The organism is Geodermatophilus sp. SYSU D01045, assembly GCF_054050295.1.
Genome location: NZ_JBJGZB010000023.1, coordinates 14,106 through 29,424, shown reverse-complemented (window position 1 = coordinate 29,424; position 15,319 = coordinate 14,106). Strand labels below are relative to the sequence as shown.

19 protein-coding genes are annotated in these 15,319 nt (G+C 76.0%); 13 read left to right on the top strand and 6 right to left on the bottom strand.

The genetic code is table 11. From position 1 onward, the window contains the following. Positions 1-6: 6 nt before the first annotated feature. The 10 genes from ACI798_RS18040 (at position 7) to ACI798_RS17995 (ending at position 6,122) form a co-directional block, all read left to right on the top strand. The gene (locus ACI798_RS18040; protein ID WP_456942370.1) at positions 7-933 is read left to right on the top strand and encodes a PfkB family carbohydrate kinase; all 927 of its coding nucleotides are present in this window, start codon (positions 7-9) and stop codon (positions 931-933) included. 70 nt (positions 934-1,003) lie between these two features. Beyond that, the gene (locus ACI798_RS18035) at positions 1,004-1,156 is read left to right on the top strand and encodes a hypothetical protein (protein ID WP_456942369.1); all 153 of its coding nucleotides are present in this window, start codon (positions 1,004-1,006) and stop codon (positions 1,154-1,156) included. 146 nt (positions 1,157-1,302) lie between these two features. Then, positions 1,303-1,443, top strand: coding sequence for a hypothetical protein (locus ACI798_RS18030; RefSeq protein WP_457048574.1), 141 nt, complete (start codon positions 1,303-1,305; stop codon positions 1,441-1,443). 148 nt (positions 1,444-1,591) lie between these two features. Next, complete coding sequence (locus ACI798_RS18025) at positions 1,592-2,254, top strand: TetR/AcrR family transcriptional regulator (protein WP_456942367.1); 663 nt, start codon at positions 1,592-1,594, stop codon at positions 2,252-2,254. A 71-nt stretch (positions 2,255-2,325) separates the two neighbouring features. After that, a complete protein-coding gene (locus tag ACI798_RS18020) occupies positions 2,326-2,751 on the top strand; it encodes a hypothetical protein (RefSeq protein WP_456942366.1) in 426 nt (141 codons plus the stop codon). A gap of 46 nt (positions 2,752-2,797) precedes the next feature. Continuing rightward, positions 2,798-2,983 carry a hypothetical protein gene (locus tag ACI798_RS18015; protein WP_457048573.1) on the top strand — a complete coding sequence of 62 codons (186 nt, stop codon included), beginning with the start codon at positions 2,798-2,800 and terminating at the stop codon, positions 2,981-2,983. A 70-nt stretch (positions 2,984-3,053) separates the two neighbouring features. Beyond that, complete coding sequence (locus ACI798_RS18010; RefSeq protein WP_457048572.1) at positions 3,054-3,467, top strand: lipopolysaccharide assembly protein LapA domain-containing protein; 414 nt, start codon at positions 3,054-3,056, stop codon at positions 3,465-3,467. A gap of 148 nt (positions 3,468-3,615) precedes the next feature. Next, positions 3,616-5,460 (top strand): acyl-CoA dehydrogenase, encoded by a 1,845-nt coding sequence (locus ACI798_RS18005; protein WP_457048571.1) that lies wholly within the window; start codon positions 3,616-3,618, stop codon positions 5,458-5,460. Between the two features lie 225 nt (positions 5,461-5,685). After that, positions 5,686-5,937, top strand: a complete 252-nt coding sequence (locus ACI798_RS18000; protein WP_456942362.1) for a hypothetical protein — start codon at positions 5,686-5,688, stop codon at positions 5,935-5,937. Continuing rightward, positions 5,937-6,122 (top strand): hypothetical protein, encoded by a 186-nt coding sequence (locus tag ACI798_RS17995; protein WP_456942361.1) that lies wholly within the window; start codon positions 5,937-5,939, stop codon positions 6,120-6,122. Before ACI798_RS18000 ends, ACI798_RS17995 begins: the two co-directional genes overlap by 1 nt. A 64-nt stretch (positions 6,123-6,186) precedes the next feature. Here the strand turns inward: ACI798_RS17995 and ACI798_RS17990 are convergent, their stop codons facing one another. After that, positions 6,187-7,557, bottom strand: a complete 1,371-nt coding sequence (locus ACI798_RS17990; RefSeq protein ID WP_456942360.1) for an MFS transporter — start codon at positions 7,555-7,557, stop codon at positions 6,187-6,189. 239 nt (positions 7,558-7,796) lie between these two features. Between ACI798_RS17990 and ACI798_RS17985 the strand changes: the two genes are divergently transcribed. Both ACI798_RS17985 and ACI798_RS17980 read left to right on the top strand, forming a co-directional pair. Further along, positions 7,797-8,549 carry a 3-hydroxybutyrate dehydrogenase gene (locus tag ACI798_RS17985; protein WP_457048570.1) on the top strand — a complete coding sequence of 251 codons (753 nt, stop codon included), beginning with the start codon at positions 7,797-7,799 and terminating at the stop codon, positions 8,547-8,549. Positions 8,550-8,566: 17 nt separating this feature from the next. Beyond that, a complete protein-coding gene (locus tag ACI798_RS17980) occupies positions 8,567-10,516 on the top strand; it encodes a helix-turn-helix domain-containing protein (RefSeq protein ID WP_457048584.1) in 1,950 nt (649 codons plus the stop codon). Here ACI798_RS17980 and ACI798_RS17975 read toward each other — a convergent pair. Next, positions 10,513-10,695: a hypothetical protein gene (locus ACI798_RS17975; RefSeq protein ID WP_456942358.1), complete on the bottom strand. Its 183-nt coding sequence runs from the start codon at positions 10,693-10,695 to the stop codon at positions 10,513-10,515. The genes ACI798_RS17980 and ACI798_RS17975 overlap by 4 nt on opposite strands. Before the next feature lie 87 nt (positions 10,696-10,782). On the opposite strand from ACI798_RS17975, the gene ACI798_RS17970 reads away from it, so the two are divergent. Next, the gene (locus ACI798_RS17970; RefSeq protein ID WP_457048569.1) at positions 10,783-11,658 is read left to right on the top strand and encodes a 3-methyladenine DNA glycosylase; all 876 of its coding nucleotides are present in this window, start codon (positions 10,783-10,785) and stop codon (positions 11,656-11,658) included. Here ACI798_RS17970 and ACI798_RS17965 read toward each other — a convergent pair. The 4 genes from ACI798_RS17965 to ACI798_RS17950 are packed head-to-tail and all read right to left on the bottom strand — an operon-like array spanning position 11,655 to position 15,299. Continuing rightward, positions 11,655-12,803 carry a branched-chain amino acid ABC transporter permease gene (locus ACI798_RS17965; protein WP_456942356.1) on the bottom strand — a complete coding sequence of 383 codons (1,149 nt, stop codon included), beginning with the start codon at positions 12,801-12,803 and terminating at the stop codon, positions 11,655-11,657. The two genes, ACI798_RS17970 and ACI798_RS17965, sit on opposite strands and share 4 nt — an antisense overlap. After that, positions 12,800-13,684 carry a branched-chain amino acid ABC transporter permease gene (locus ACI798_RS17960; protein ID WP_456942355.1) on the bottom strand — a complete coding sequence of 295 codons (885 nt, stop codon included), beginning with the start codon at positions 13,682-13,684 and terminating at the stop codon, positions 12,800-12,802. The genes ACI798_RS17965 and ACI798_RS17960 overlap by 4 nt, the downstream gene beginning before the upstream one ends. Then, positions 13,681-14,505, bottom strand: a complete 825-nt coding sequence (locus ACI798_RS17955) for an ABC transporter ATP-binding protein (protein ID WP_457048568.1) — start codon at positions 14,503-14,505, stop codon at positions 13,681-13,683. The genes ACI798_RS17960 and ACI798_RS17955 overlap by 4 nt, the downstream gene beginning before the upstream one ends. Beyond that, positions 14,502-15,299 carry an ABC transporter ATP-binding protein gene (locus ACI798_RS17950; protein WP_457048567.1) on the bottom strand — a complete coding sequence of 266 codons (798 nt, stop codon included), beginning with the start codon at positions 15,297-15,299 and terminating at the stop codon, positions 14,502-14,504. The genes ACI798_RS17955 and ACI798_RS17950 overlap by 4 nt, the downstream gene beginning before the upstream one ends. Between the last annotated feature and the right edge of the window lie 20 nt (positions 15,300-15,319).

Sequence of the window (15,319 nt, the reverse complement as noted above, 5' to 3'; positions counted from 1 at the left end):
TCGCCCGTGTCCGTCACCGTCGTCGGCAGCCTGAACGAGGACGTGCTGGTCGCGGTCGGGCGGCTGCCCGGCAGGGGCGAGACCGTCGTCGGGCGGGAGGCGGTGCTCGCCCCCGGCGGCAAGGGCGCCAACCAGGCCGCGGCCGCCGGGCGGCTGGCCGGGTCCGGGGTCGCGATGGTCGGCCGGGTCGGCGACGACCCGGCCGGCGAGCGGCAGCGGGCGGCGCTGGCAGCCGCCGGGGTGGACACCGCGCTGGTCCTCCCGACGCGGGGGCAGCCGACCGGGTCGGCGACCATCCCGGTCGAGGACGGCAGCGGGGAGAACCTCATCGTCGTCGTCCCGGGGGCCAACGGGGAGCTGACGCCGGACGACGTCGACGTCCCGGCCGTGCGGCGGGCCGCGGTGGTGCTGCTGCAGCTCGAGGTGCCCCTGGCCACCGTGCGGGCGGCCGCGGACGCGGCGTCGGGCCTCGTCGTGCTCACCCCCGCGCCGCCGCAGCCGCTGCCGCCGGAGCTGCTGCGGCGGGTGGCGGTGCTGGTGCCCAACGAGCACGAGCTGGTGCAGCTGGCCGGCGCGGACCCGGCGCCGCGGACGCCGGCGGAGCTGGCGGCCCTCGCCCGCACCCTCGGCGCCGCGGCCACCGTGGTGACCGTGGGCGCCCGGGGGGCGCTCGTGGTGCCGGAGGACGGCCCGGTGCTGCTGCAGGCGCCGCCGCCGGTCGAGCCCGTGGACACCACCGGCGCGGGCGACTGCCTCTGCGGCGCGCTGGGCGCTGCTCTGGCGCGGGGCGCGGACCTGGCCGGCGCGGTGCGCGAGGCGGTCGCGGCCGCGGCGCTGTCGACGACCGGGCCGGGCGCGCGGGGCGCCCTGCCCGACGCCGCCGCCGTCCGGGCGGTGCTGCCGCGGGTGCCCGCCGCCACCCGCGTGGACTGAGCCGGTGTCGGCGGGCGCGCAGGTGGGCAAGGCCTCCCCGACCGCACCGCCGCATCCCGAGGAGGACGCCGTGACCGAGCCCGAACGGCCGCCGCGCACGCCCGAGCGCGCGGAGGGCGACCCGCCCGGCGAGGAGGACGACGCCGGGCGCACCCCGCGACCCGAGGAGCCCGCCGAGGGGCAGCCCCTGGGCGACGGCCCCGCCGAGAGCCCCGGCGTCTGACCCGGACGGACCCGTCCCGCCCGGCGCGCGGCACGGCCCGACACCCGGACGTGCCGCGCGCCGGGTGACGCACGTCTCACCGCCCGGGAGGGTGTGGCGTCCGGCCGGGACTGTTCCCGTCGGCCGGGGACGGGCAGGGTGGCCGCGTGGACGAGGTGCAGCGCGAGGACCGGACGACCGACGACGCCACCGGCACCCCGCCGGCCCCGGCAACCGGAGCCGCCGAGGAGGCCGTCGAGCGCGTCGTCCGGCTGCTGGCCAACCCGCGCCGCACCCGCCGGGCCTGACGTCGCCGCCGCGTCGTCACAGCGGTCCCACGCTTCACCACCGCCCCGACCTGCGCGTTCGCCCCTCGGCACCCACGAGCGCGCAGCCGTGCCGGGTGCCCGGCGTGCCGCGAACTGATCCGTCACGGCAGGCGGCACGATCCCCCGTGTGACCGCCGCCGCCCTCTCCTTCGCCGACGCCGACAGCTCCGCCCCGGTCCGCCGCAGCCGCGCCGAGCGGGAGGCCATCGTCCTCGACACCGCGGAGCGGCTGTTCTCCGCCCGCAGCTCGCGCAGCGTCGGCATGGACGAGCTCGTCCGCGAGACGGGCCTGGGCAAGATGACGGTCTACCGGCTCTTCAAGAGCAAGGACGAGCTGGTCGGCGCCTACCTGGCCCGCAAGGCCGCCACGGTCCTCGGTCACATCGACGAGATCCTGCTGGCGCACCGGGACGACCCGCGCGGCGCGCTGCTCGCCGTCGTCGAGTACGTCGACGCCGACGTCACCCGCGCCGGCTTCCGCGGCTGCCCGTTCACCAACGTGAGCAGCGAGTACGACGACCCGGCGCACCCGGCCCGCAGCGCGGCCGCCGACTACAAGTTCGAGCTGCACGCCCGGCTCGAGCGGCTGGCCGAGCAGGTCGCGCCCGGTGTCGGCGAGGACCTCGCCGCCCAGGTCCACCTGATCATCGACGGCATGTACCTCTCCGGCGGCCTGCTCGGCCCGGACGGCCCGGCCGCCCACGGCCGCGCGCTGGCCGAGCAGCTGACCGACGTCGCGGTCGCCACCTCCGCCGCGGTCGCCGCCGCGCCGGTCGCCGTCCCCGCCTGACCCCCGCCGCCCGGCGGGTAGCCCCCCCCGTTCGCCGGGCGGGCCCGGCGCGGGGCCCGCAGGATGGGCCGGTGACCGTGGACCGCAGCCGCCCCGACCTCGACGACACGACCGTCGAGGGCCTGGGCAGGCTCTCCGAGGCCCTGGAGACGATCGAGCAGGCCCGCGGCCAGCTCTACGGCTTCCACCAGCACTCCGGCAAGGCCGACCTGCTCCTGCAGGAGGCGGTGGAGCTGTTCCGGAAGGCCGGGCACACCGGGCTCGCCGACGACCTGGACCGCGACCTGGTCGGCCGCAACGTCATCGCCGACCGGTGGACCTTCCAGATCGTCGAGGACTACGACGCGAACTACTGGTCGGTCTTCCGCGCCTTCGACGAGCGGGCCCGCGAGGAGCTGGCCGACGGCGACCGGCACGTGTTCGAGGCGCGCATGAAGCAGCGCGAGCGCACCGCGGGGCACCCCGCGCACGAGGCCGGCCCCGCGCTCGACGACTGACGCCGTCCGGTCGCCGCCCGCCCGCCGGGGCCGCAGACTCGGGCGGGTGAGCACCCGCGAGCAGAAGATGCCCGAGCCGGACGAGCCGCGCTCCGTCGGCCCGCTCGGCAGCAGCACCTCCGGCCCGCCGGCGCCGGACTCCGACGGCCCCGAGAGGACCGGCCCGGCCGACGGCGCCGCCGGACCCTCCTGGCCGCCGGTGGAGACCGAGCCGGCGGCACACCGGGACTGACCCCCCGCTCGCCGGGCGGAACCCCGGGGTCCGCGGTTTGAGGGGGCCCTCCCGCGGACAGTCCGCGATCATGACTGCTCCCGGTTCGCCCGCCGACCCCCGGTACCCCACCTCCGGCACGTCCGCGCCCGGCAGCGACCCGCTCGCCGGCGGCTACGGCACCCCCTCGACGTCCGCCGGCACCTCCCCCGCGGGCACCTCCTCTCCCGGCACCTCCCCCGCGACGACGCGGCCCTCCGGGCCGTCGCGCGCCGGGGCCGCCGGCCGCACCGTCGGCCGCGGCCTCGCCCTCGGCCTGCTGCTGTTCGTCACCGTCCTGCTCGTGCTGTTCGTCGTCTTCAACGGCCAGACGGTGCAGATCAGCCTCGTCTTCGGGGACGTGCAGGCGCCGCTGGTGGTGGCGCTGCTCATCGCCGCGGCGCTCGGGGCGCTGATCGCGGCGTTCGCCGGCCTCGTCCTGCGCGCCCGCCGCCGCAACCGCTGACCCTCCCGGCCCGGGACGCGCCCGACCCCTGCGGGCGTGTCCCGGCCCGCGGCCTTGCTCCTGGTTACCCGCCGGTAATAACGTTCGTTACCGGCGAGTAGGTAGCTGCTCGCCGTCCCGACGGCACGGAGCAACGGAGCCTGACCGCATGAGCCACTACACCGCGAACCTGCGGGACCTCGAGTTCAACCTCTTCGAGTTCCTCGACACCAAGGACCGGTTCGGCACCGGCCCGTTCGCGCAGATGGACGCCGAGACCGCGCGCGGCGTGCTCGCCGAGATCCGGCGCCTGGCCGAGGGCCCGATCGCCGAGAGCTTCACCGACGCCGACCGCAACCCGCCGGTGTTCGACCCCGCCACGCACTCGGTGACGCTGCCCGAGTCGTTCAAGCGCTCCGTGCGCGCCCTCGAGGACGGCGAGTGGTACCGCCTGGACCTGCCCGAGGAGCTCGGCGGCTTCGGCGCTCCGCACGCACTGACCTGGGGCGCCTTCGAGATGGTCCTCGGCGCCAACCCCGCCGTCTTCATGTACGGCGCGTGGGCCGCCTTCGCCGCCGTCCTGCACGAGCTGGGCACCGCCGACCAGAAGCGGCTCGCCGAGCTCATGATCGAGCACAGGTGGGGCGCCACGATGGTGCTCACCGAGCCCGACGCCGGCTCCGACGTCGGCGCCGGCCGCACGAAGGCCGTGCAGCAGGAGGACGGGTCCTGGCACATCACCGGCGTGAAGCGGTTCATCACCTCCGCCGAGCACGACCTGTCCGACAACATCGTCCACCTGGTGCTGGCCCGCCCCGAGGGCGCGAAGCCGGGCACCAAGGGCCTGTCGCTGTTCGTCGTCCCCAAGTTCCACGTCGACCTCGGGACCGGCGCGCTCGGCGAGCGCAACGGCGTCCACGTGACCAACGTCGAGAAGAAGATGGGCCTCAAGGTCTCCACGACCTGCGAGCTCACCTTCGGCGACGGCCCGGTGCCGGCCAAGGGCTGGCTGGTCGGCGAGGTGCACGACGGCATCGCCCAGATGTTCAAGGTCATCGAGCACGCCCGCATGTTCGTGGGCACCAAGGCGATCGCGACCCTCTCCGCGGGCTACCAGCAGGCGCTGGCGTTCGCCAAGGAGCGGGTGCAGGGCGCCGACCTCACCGCCACGTCGAAGGACGCCCCGCGGGTGACCATCACCCACCACCCCGACGTGCGCCGCTCGCTCATGCTGCAGAAGTCCTACGCCGAGGGCATGCGGGCGCTGTACCTCTACGCGGCGAGCTTCCGCGACCAGGTCACCGAGGCCGAGGCCGCCGGCACCGCCGACAGCGAGGAGGCCGAGCTGGCCGCCCGCGTCAACGACCTGCTGCTGCCGGTGGTCAAGGGCTTCGGCTCCGAGCGGGCCACGCAGCTGCTCACGAGCGAGTCGCTGCAGACCCTGGGCGGGTCGGGCTACCTGCAGGACTACCCGATCGAGCAGTACATCCGGGACTCCAAGATCGACACCCTCTACGAGGGCACCACGGCGATCCAGGGCCAGGACTTCTTCTTCCGCAAGGTCGTCAAGGACGGCGGCGTCGCGCTGACCTGGCTGGCCTCGCAGATCCAGGCCACCATCGCCGCCGAGGCCGGCAACGGCCGGCTCAAGGAGGAGCGGGCGCACCTCGCGACCGCCCTCGGCGAGGTCCAGGCGATGCTCGCCGCGATGTTCGGGCAGCTCACCGGCGCCCAGCAGGACGTGACCAAGCTGTACGAGGTGGGCCAGAACACCACCCGGCTGCTGCTGGCCGTCGGCGACCTGGTCACCGCGTGGCTGCTGGTCCGCCAGTCCGAGGTGGCGCTGGCCGCCCTGGCCGGCGCGGTGAGCGAGAAGGACCGGCTGTTCTACGAGGGCAAGCTGGCCGCCACCCGCTTCTTCACCACCCAGGTGCTGCCGCGGCTGGCCGGCGAGCGGGCGATCGTCGAGGCCACCGACAACGCGCTGATGGAGGTCCCCGAGGGCGCCTTCTGACGGAGGACCTCGTCCTCCCGGCGGCCGCCGTCCCCTCGCGGGACGGCGGCCGCCGTCGTCTGTGGCGCCGGGAGCGGCGGACCCCACCGCGCGGTGCCCGTCCTCGCGCCGCAGGGTGAGGCCGGGCACCACGCGGCGCGGGCGGTGGCCGACCCGCCGCCGGCCGTTTCGCCGGGACGACGGCGGGCATGCCTCCCGCGGCAGCGCCGTCGGACAGGAGGCACCATGACCGACCCGCAGGGCAGCGACCGCATCCAGCAGGACGTCCCGACCGCGTCGGGCTCGGGCGACAACAGCAGCACCGGGACCGGCTTCGACGACGTCCCCCTCACCCGCGACGAGGCCCTCGAGCGGGACGCCGCCTCCGGCGACGACCTGCCCGCCACGGCCGACGGCGACGTCGCCCGCGCCCGGGGCGGCGCGGCGTCCGGCGAGGTCCCCGGCCCCACCCCACGATCCGGAGGAGGCACCGACTGATGACCGAGCCCGAGAGCAGCGGCTACCACGACTCCCCCGCCACCTCGGACCCCGACGGGGACCTGGTGGACGGGACGCCCGGCCACGACCGCGGTGACGGTGGCGAGGCGGACACGACCCTGACCACCGACGCCGAGGCCCAGCGCGACGACTCCCTCGTCCGCGGCGGCAACGAGGCCGGCTGACCGGCACACGCCACGGGGCGCCCCCGATCCGGATCGGAGGCGCCCCGTGGCGTGTGCGCTGCGGTCAGACCCGGGTGGCCGCCCGGTCCGCCGTCGTCCCGACGGCGTCGTCCGCGGCGAGGTCGCGGACGCGGGTCTCGCCGTAGGCGAGGACCGCCACCAGCGTGACGACGGAGCAGACGGCCAGGTAGACGGCCACGCGCGTCGGGCTGGGCTCCTCGAAGCTGCCGAGCAGGGCGACCGCGATCAGCGGCGCGGGCGCACCGGCCACCACGGACGCCAGCTGCGCGCCGATGGAGACACCGGTGTAGCGGGCCTTGGTGCCGAACAGCTCGGCGAAGAACGCCGCCTGCGGGCCGTACATGGCGCCGTGGAAGAGCAGGCCGACGATCAGCGCCAGGACGACGAGGGCGAAGCTGCCGGTGTCGAACAGGCCGAACAGGGCGAAGCCCCAGATCCCGGTGCCGGCGGCGCCGAGCAGGTAGACCGGCCGGCGGCCGACGCGGTCGGACAGCGCGCCCCACAGCGGGATGGTCACCAGGTGCACCGCGGACGCGACGAGCAGCGCGTTCAGGGCGAACGAGGCGTCCAGGCCGAGCGCCTTGGTGAGGTAGGCCGTGGTGAACGCCGTGAGGATGTAGAAGGCGACGTTCTCGGCGATGCGCGCGCCCATGGCGACGAGCACCTCGCGCTTGTAGCGCTTGAGCACGACGGCGATCGGCGCCTGCTCGGCCGCGCCGGTCTCCCGGGCCTTCGCCTCGGCGACGCGCTGCGCCTCGAGGAACACCGGCGACTCGCTGACCGCCAGCCGCACCCACAGGCCGACCAGGATGAGCACGGCCGACAGCAGGAACGGGATGCGCCAGCCCCAGGCCTCGAAGGCGGCGTCGGACTGGAACGCGGCCAGCAGCGCGAGCACGGCGGTGGAGAGGAGCTGGCCGGCGGGCGCCCCGGCCTGGGGCCAGGAGGCCCAGAAGCCGCGGTTCTCGGGCCGGCCGTGCTCGGAGACGATGAGGACGGCGCCGCCCCACTCGCCGCCGAGGGCGAAGCCCTGCACCAGGCGGAGGAACACCAGCAGCAGCGGGGCGAGCGCGCCGACGGTCGCGTAGGTCGGCAGCAGGCCGATGGCGAAGGTGGCGCCGCCCATCATGAGCAGCGAGACGACCAGCAGCTTCTTGCGCCCGACCCGGTCGCCGAAGTGGCCGAAGACCAGCGCGCCGATCGGGCGGGCCGCGAAGCCGATCGCGTAGGTGCCGAAGGCCAGCAGGACGCCGGCGAAGTCGGAGGAGTCGGGGAAGAAGAGCGGGCCGAAGACCAGCGCGGCGGCCGAGCCGTAGAGGAAGAAGTCGTACCACTCGACGGTGGTGCCGATGATGCTCGCACCGACGACGCGGCCGAAGCTCCGTCTCTGGTGGGTCTGGGCGGGTGCGGACACGCGGTTCTCCTCGGTGGACGGATCCGGACCCGCCTGACGCTAGGAACGGCGCGGGGGCCTGCCCATGTGGCGGAGGCCAGTTCTGTGAACCAGGTCATGTGGTCCGCACCCATGTCCGGGCGCGGACCCGTGCGCCGACCGGCCGGGACGGGCGGTGTGGTCGGCACCCATCCCCGGCCCCGGAGGTGTGTGCGCCGCCGCCGTGTGAGCCACCCCGCTCGCGGCCTAGCGTCGCCGCCATGAGCGCGAAGGACCTCGAGGGACGGCGGGCGATGGTGACCGGCGGGGGGTCGGGCATCGGGCGTGCGGTCGCCGCCCGGCTGGCCGAGGCCGGCGCCGCGGTGGTCGTCGTCGACCGGGACGGCGCGGCGGCCGAGGAGGTGGCCCGCACCGTGGGCGGCAGCGCGGTCGCCGTCGACCTGTCCGACCTGGCCGCCGTCGACGCGCTCGACCTCGACGTCGACGTGCTGGTCAACAACGCCGGCTTCCAGCACGTCGCGTCGCTGCACGAGTTCCCCGTCGAGGTCTTCTCCACCATCCAGCGGCTCATGGTCGAGGCGCCGTTCCGCCTGGTCCGCGGCGCGCTGCCGCACATGTACCGGCGCGGCTGGGGCCGGGTGGTCAACGTCAGCTCGGTGCACGGGCACCGGGCGTCGCCGTTCAAGTCCGCCTACGTCACCGCCAAGCACGCGCTCGAGGGCCTGTCGAAGGTGGTGGCGCTCGAGGGCGCCCCGCACGGGGTCACCTCCAACTGCGTGGCCCCGGCCTACGTGCGGACGCCGCTGGTGGAGGGGCAGATCGCCGACCAGGCCCGCACCCACGGGATCTCCGAGGACGAGGTCGTCGAGCAGGTCATGCTCGCCCCGGCGGCGCTCAAGCGGCTGATCGAGCCGGCCGAGGTCGCCGACGCCGTCGCCTGGCTGTGCTCCCCCGCCGCGGCCTCGGTCACCGGCACCTCGCTGCTCATGGACGGCGGGTGGACCGCCCACTGATGGCGCGACCGGGGAGGATGCCGGTCGTGGCCCGCACCGCAGCGCTGCCCGCCGACGGCCCCGGCCGCACACCCCGGGTGCCCTCGGCGGCCGCCGAGTACCTGCAGATGGTCCTCGACGACGCTGCGGCCATCGAGTACGAGGGCCCGCTGGTGCGCGCCCGGACCGCCGGCGCCGACCCCGCCACGCTGGCCGAGCTGGAGCGGGTCCGGCTGCTGGCCCTGCAGGTGCGCGCCGCCTTCGCCGCCCGCCGCCGGCGGGAGTCGGAGCTGTCGGCGCTGTTCGACACCGCGAGCGACCTCGCCACGCTGCGCGGCGTCGACTCGGTGCTCGTCGCGATCGTCCGCCGCGCCCGCCAGCTGCTGGGCACCGACGTCTCCTACCTGACGCTCAACGACGACGCCCACGGCGACACCTACATGCGGGTGACCGACGGCTCGGTGTCGGCCCGCTTCCAGGCGCTGCGGCTGCCGATGGGCGAGGGGCTGGGCGGGCTGGTGGCCCAGACGGCCGCGCCCTACGCGACGGCGAGCTACTTCACCGACGCCCGGTTCCACCACACCGACGACATCAACGGCGGCGTCCGCGAGGAGGGCCTGGTCGCCATCCTCGGCGTGCCGCTGATCCGCGGCTCGCAGGTCATCGGGGTGCTCTACGCCGCCGACCGGTCGGAGCGGACCTTCGACCGGTCCGAGGTGGCGCTGCTCGGCTCGCTGGCCGCGCACGCGGCGATCGCGCTGGACAACGCGCGGCTGCTGGAGGAGACCCGGGCCGCCCTGGAGGAGCTGTCGGCGGCCACCCGGGAGCTGCGGGAGCACACCGAGTCGGTGGAGCGGGCCGCGGGCGCGCACGACCGGTTCATCGACGTCGTGCTCCGCGGGGGCGGCGTCGAGGGCGTGGCCGCGGCGGTGACCGACGCCCTGGGCGGGCGGATCACCGTGATCGACGAGGAGGGCCGCCCGTCCCCCGCGGCCGACGGCGGCGGCGCGCTGCCGCCCGACCCGGCCGGCGCGCTGGCGCTGGCCCGCTCCACCGGCCGCACCGTGCGCGACGGCGACTGGTGGACCGCGGCGGTGACCGTGGGGAGCGACCTGCTCGGCGGGCTGGTGCTGCAGCGCGAGGGCGACCTGTCCGACGCCGACCAGCGCATCCTCGAGCGCGCCGCGCTGGTCACCGCGCTGCTGCTGCTCATCCGGCGCACCGCCGGCGAGGCCGAGGGCCGGGTGCGCGGCGAGCTGCTCGACGAGCTGCTGACCGTGCCGCTGCGCGACCCCGACGGCCTGCGCGAGCGCGCCCGCCGGCTGGGCACCGACCTGGACCGGCCGGCGTCGGTCGTCGTCGTCCGGGTGGAGGAGCGCTGCCGCGGCCGGGCGCTGGCCGCCGCCGCGCACCTGGCCGCGACCCGCGGGGGGCTCGCCGGGGTCCGCGACGGCCGCGTCGTGCTGTGCCTGCCCGACCTCGCGCCGGGAGCGGCGGCCGCGCTGGTGCGCCGCGAGGTCGCCGCGGCGGTCGGGCGGCCGGTCACCGCCGGCGGCGCCGGGCCCGCGCCCGGCCCGGCCGCGGTGGCCGGCGCGTGGGCCGAGGCCGCGCGGTGCGCCTCGACGCTGGAGGCGCTGGGCCGCACCGGGGAGTCGGCGAGCGCGGACGAGCTGGGCTTCGTCGGCCTGCTGGTGGGCGAGGGCCGCGACGTGCCCGGCTTCGTGCAGGCCACGCTGGCGCCGGTGCTCGACTACGACGCCCGCCGGGGCACCGACCTGGTGGCCACGCTGCGGGCCTGGTTCGACACCGGCGGCTCCCCCGCGCGGGCGGCCGAGGTGCTCAACGTGCACGTCAACACGGTCACCCAGCGGCTGGACCGGGTCGGCCGGCTGCTGGGCCGCGACTGGTCGGCGCCGGAACGGGCGCTGGAGGTGCAGCTGGCGCTGCGGCTGCACCGGCTGACCGCTGCCGAGGGCGCCGCCGGCTAACCGGGCGCCCCTCCGGGCGGGAAGACCGTGTTCAAGGCGTCGTGGCGCTTCCCGCAGCGCCGGCAGACCTTCTCGTCCGGGCCGCGCAGCCGCTCGTCGTCGGGGTGCCGCTGGACGTAGGCGTGCAGCCCCAGGCGGCAGAGCAGCGGCTTCGGGGTGGTCCGCGCGTCGCCGGCCATGGCGATCGCCTCCCTCGTCGCAGACCCCCAGGCTGGCACCGTCCCGTCCCCGGCCGGTGGGTCGGAGGACCCTCCTACCCTGGTCCGGTGACCGCCGTCCTCCCCCGCCTGCCGGCGGCCGAGTGGACGGCGCGGGCGGCCGCGCACCACGCGCGGGTGGAGCGGTGGACCGCGCCGCACCGCGACCGCCGCCGCCGGGGTGAGAAGCACCCGGTGCTGGACTTCCTGTTCACCTACTACTCCGAGACGCCGTCCCGGCTGCGCCGGTGGCACCCGGGGCCGGGCGTCGCGCTGGCGCCGTCGGCGCAGGGGCCGGCGCCGCACGCGGCCTGGCGCTGGTACGCGACCGGCGACGACGGCGCGGTGCGGCTCGACGTCGCGGCCTTCCTGGCCGACCGGGCGCCGACCGTCCGCTTCGTCCGGGACCTGCTCGCCGCCACCGCGTCGCGGCCGGCGCAGACCGGCTGCTTCGGGCTGCACGAGTGGGCGATGGTGCACCGCGCCGGCGAGCGGCGGCACGTGGTCCCGCTGCGGCTGGGGCAGGCGGGCACCGACGCCGTCGTGGAGGCGCACGCGATCCGGTGCAGCCACTTCGACGCGTTCCGGTTCTTCACGCCCTCCGCCGTCGGGCTCAACCGGCTGCAGCCGACGCGGGAGACGCAGGTCGCGATGGAGCAGCCGGGCTGCCTGCACGCGACGATGGACCTCTACAAGTGGGCCTACAAGCTCTCCCCTGCGGTGCCCGGCGAGCTGGTGGCCGACTGCTTCGAGCTCGCCGTCGAGGTGCGCGAGCTGGACATGCGGGCCTCGCCCTACGACCTGACCGACCGCGGCTACGCGCCGGTGCGGATCGAGACGGCCGAGGGCAAGGCGGAGTACGTGGCCGCGCAGCGGGGCTTCGCCGAGCGCGCGGCCCCGCTGCGGCGGCGGCTGGTCGAGGTCTGCGACGCCCTGCTGGGCTAGACGCCGTCGCGGGGGCCGGCCGCGCCGACGCCCACCCCGCGGGACGCCGTCTCCCGCAGCTGCTCGACCACCCGGCCCGGCGGCGGCGTCGCCCCGCCCGACGGCGCGGCGGGACGGCGGCCCGAGCGGCGCTCGCGCAGCCGGGCGACCAGGCCCGCGATGCCGCCCGGCACGAAGAAGACGACCACCACGAACAGCGCGCCGAGCAGGAACAGCGGCTCCGACAGCGGCACCCGCAGCCAGGCCGGCAGGTCCTGCACGGCGGTCGAGGAGGCGAGGTCGGTGAGCCGACTGTCGAGATAGGTGTAGAGGACGCCGCCGAGCACCGCGCCCCACCGGCTGCCCGCGCCGCCGAGCACCACCATGACCAGCAGGCCGAGGGTGAAGTCGGCGGTCGTCGTCCGCGGCGTGGAGCCGCCGAGCAGCAGCAGGTGCACCACCCCGCCGAGCGCGGCCAGCAGGCCGGCGAGGACGAAGACGACCAGCTTGAACGAGTAGGGCCGCAGGCCCAGCACCTCGACGCGGCGCTCGTTCTCCCGGATCGCCTGCCACACCCGCCCGGCCCGCGAGCCGGTCACCCACGCCACGACGACGTAGACGACGGCGAGGTAGGCCAGCGCCAGCCAGTACAGGTTGACGGTGTTGAGGACGCCGACGAACGCGTCGGGCACGGCCGAGCGGTCCAGCGCCAGGCCCTCCTCGCCACCGGTCAGGCCGCCGGGGTCGCGCAGGACGACGATCGACCCGACCTGCGCCATGGCCAGCGTGACCATGGAGAAGGCGATGCCCGAGACCCGCAGCGCCACCCCGCCGACCAGCAGCGGCAGGGCGGTGCCGACCACGGTGGTCAGCGCGAGCGCCGCGCCCAGGCCCCAGCCGAGCTCGGTGAGCGCCAGGTTGGCCACGTACGTGCCGGCCGCGAAGTAGAGCGCGTGCCCGAACGACAGCAGCCCGGTGAACCCGAACAGCAGGTCGTAGGACAGCGCCACCCCGCCGAAGACCAGGCACAGCGCCAGCAGTTGCAAGGTGCCGGGGCTGTTGAGGACGCCGTCGAACAGACCGGGGACCTGCAGCGTGGAGTACGGCAGGACGGCCAGGACGACGAGGACGACCAGCGGCGCCAGCCGCGTCAGCTTCGGGCTCATGCCACCCTCGCGGTCAGCCCGCCGGGGCGGGTCAGCAGGACGACGGCGAGCAGCAGGACGACCGACAGGTCCCCCACCCCGCTGGCCGCGTAGTAGTTGGCGAACTGCTGCACGAGCCCGACGAGGACCGCGGCCACCGCGGCGCCGGTGATCGAGCTCATCCCGCCGATGACGACGACGATGAAGGCGAAGATCAGCAGCGAGGTGCCCTGGCCCGGCGAGATCGAGCCGAGGTAGACCCCGCCGAGCGCGCCGGCCAGCGCCGCGAACGCGCCGCCGATGGCGAAGACCAGCGTGAACGCCCGCCGCACGTCGATGCCGAGCGCGGTGACCATCGACCGGTTCTCCACGCCGGCGCGGATGACCAGGCCGAAGCGGGTGTAGCGGAGGAAGGCCAGCACGGCGAGCAGCACGACGACGGCGCTGCCGATGAGCAGGAAGCGGTCGTTGGGCACGCTGGCGCCGAGCACCGACGTCGTGTCCTCGGCCCACGCCGGCGCCGGGAACGGCCGCGGGTCCGCGCCCCAGATCGCCCGCACCAGCGCGACCAGCGCCAGGCTCAGCCCCACGGTGACCAGCACCTGCTCGATGTGCCGCTCGTACAGCGGGCGGATGAGCAGCAGCTCGATCAGCGCGGCCACGACCGTGCCGACGGCGACCCCGAAGGCGACGGCGAGGGCGAAGCCCCACCCGCCGGACCCGGCGCCGGGCAGGTTCTCCGAGGCCCACCAGGTGCCGTAGGCGCCGATGGTGAGGAAGGCGCCGTGGGCGAAGTTGAGCACGCCCATCAGCCCGAAGATCAGCGAGAGCCCCGAGGCGACGAGGAAGTACAGCGCCGCGAGCCCGAGGCCCGTGACCGTCAGCAGGACGACCGTGCTCATGCGCCGGCCTCGCCGGCGCTCGTCCGGTGCATGGGCACCCGTGGCTCCGTCTCCGGTGGGCTCGCGAGCTCGCCCGCTGCGTGCGCACCCCCGCTCGTGGCGACGCCGAGCAGCTCGCGGGTGCGGTCGGCGTCGGCCAGCAGCTCCGGCGCCGGCCCGCTCCACACCGCGCGCCCCTGGTCGACGACGACGGCGTCGGTGGCCATGCGGCGCACCACGGACAGGTTCTGCTCGACGAGCAGCACCGTCACCTCCTCGGCGGCGCGGGCGAGCACGTCGGCGACCTCGGCGACCAGCAGCGGCGCCAGGCCCTTGGTCGGCTCGTCGACGAGCAGCAACTGGTTGTCGTTGAGCAGCAGCCGGGCGATGGCCACCATCTGCTGCTGGCCGCCCGAGAGGGTCCCGGCCAGCTGCCGGCTGCGCTTCTCCAGCTCGGGGAAGAGCTCGTACACGCGGTCGGGGTGGTGCGCGGAGTCGCGCCGCTCGGCCAGCGTGAGGTTCTCGGCGACGGTCAGCCCGCCGAAGACCTCGCGGTCCTCGGGGGCGTAGCCGACGCCGAGCCGGACGACGTCGTGGGTGCGCCGGCCCGACAGCCGGTGCACGCGGCCGGCGGCGTCGGTGAGCTCGATGCGGCCGGTCGAGGGCACCAGGCCGAGCACCGACTTGACCGTCGTCGTCTTGCCCGCGCCGTTGCGGCCGAGCAGCGCGGTGACGCCGCCGCGGCGGACGGTGAGGTCGACGCCCTGCAGGACGTGCGACCCGGACAGCCGGACGTGCACGTCGGAGAGCCGGAGCAGCACCGGCCGGTCGGCGGCGGTCACAGCTGGTCCCCCAGGTAGGCCTCCTGGACGACGGGGTCGGCGGTGACCCGCGCCGGGGTGTCGAGTGCGAGCAGCGCGCCGTGGTGCATGACGGCGACCCGGTCGGCGAGGCCGAGCAGGACGTCCATGTGGTGCTCGACCATGAGCACCGTCCGGCCCTCCTCGCGGTGCACGTCGGCGATGACCTGCGTGAGGCCGGCGACCTCCCCGGTGCTCACGCCGGCCATCGGCTCGTCGAGCAGCACGACGGCGGGGTCGGTGGCCAGCAGGATCGCCAGCTCCAGCTTGCGCTTGTCGCCGTGGGAGAGGGACCCGGCCAGCGCGTCGCCGCGGGCGGCGAGGCCCACCCGGGTCAGCGCCCGCTCGGCCACCTCGAACGCCCGGTCCGAGGCGCGCACCCGCTGCCAGGGCCGCAGGCTGCCGCCGAGCCGGGCCTGCGCCGCCAGGCGCACGTTCTCCCGGACGCCGAGGCCCGCGAACACCGACGAGGACTGGAAGGTCCGGCCCAGCCCCAGGCGGGCCCGCGCGGCCGGGCTCGAGCGGGTGATGTCGGCGCCGTCCAGCGTGATCGTCCCGGCGGTGACCGGCAGCAGGCCCGAGAGCAGGTTGAACAGGGAGGTCTTGCCCGCCCCGTTGGGTCCGATGACGGCGACGAACTCGCCGGGCGCGACGTCGAACGAGACGTCGGAGACGATGACCGCGCCGCCGATCGCGCAGGTCAGGCCGGCCACCCGGAGCACCGGCCCGCCCGCGGGGCGGGCGGCCGCTGCCGGGGCGGGGAGGGAGCTGGTCACTGCCCGGTCCTCGGGAGGAG

Coding starts and splice junctions, on each gene's coding strand:
- ACI798_RS18005 (WP_457048571.1), top strand. CDS start 3,616: ATGAGCCACTACACCGCGAACCTGCGGGACCTCGAGTTCAACCTCTTC.
- ACI798_RS17995 (WP_456942361.1), top strand. CDS start 5,937: ATGACCGAGCCCGAGAGCAGCGGCTACCACGACTCCCCCGCCACCTCG.
- ACI798_RS17960 (WP_456942355.1), bottom strand. CDS start 13,684: ATGAGCACGGTCGTCCTGCTGACGGTCACGGGCCTCGGGCTCGCGGCG.
- ACI798_RS18000 (WP_456942362.1), top strand. CDS start 5,686: ATGACCGACCCGCAGGGCAGCGACCGCATCCAGCAGGACGTCCCGACC.
- ACI798_RS17965 (WP_456942356.1), bottom strand. CDS start 12,803: ATGAGCCCGAAGCTGACGCGGCTGGCGCCGCTGGTCGTCCTCGTCGTC.
- ACI798_RS18010 (WP_457048572.1), top strand. CDS start 3,054: ATGACTGCTCCCGGTTCGCCCGCCGACCCCCGGTACCCCACCTCCGGC.
- ACI798_RS17985 (WP_457048570.1), top strand. CDS start 7,797: ATGAGCGCGAAGGACCTCGAGGGACGGCGGGCGATGGTGACCGGCGGG.
- ACI798_RS17975 (WP_456942358.1), bottom strand. CDS start 10,695: ATGGCCGGCGACGCGCGGACCACCCCGAAGCCGCTGCTCTGCCGCCTG.
- ACI798_RS17980 (WP_457048584.1), top strand. CDS start 8,567: ATGCCGGTCGTGGCCCGCACCGCAGCGCTGCCCGCCGACGGCCCCGGC.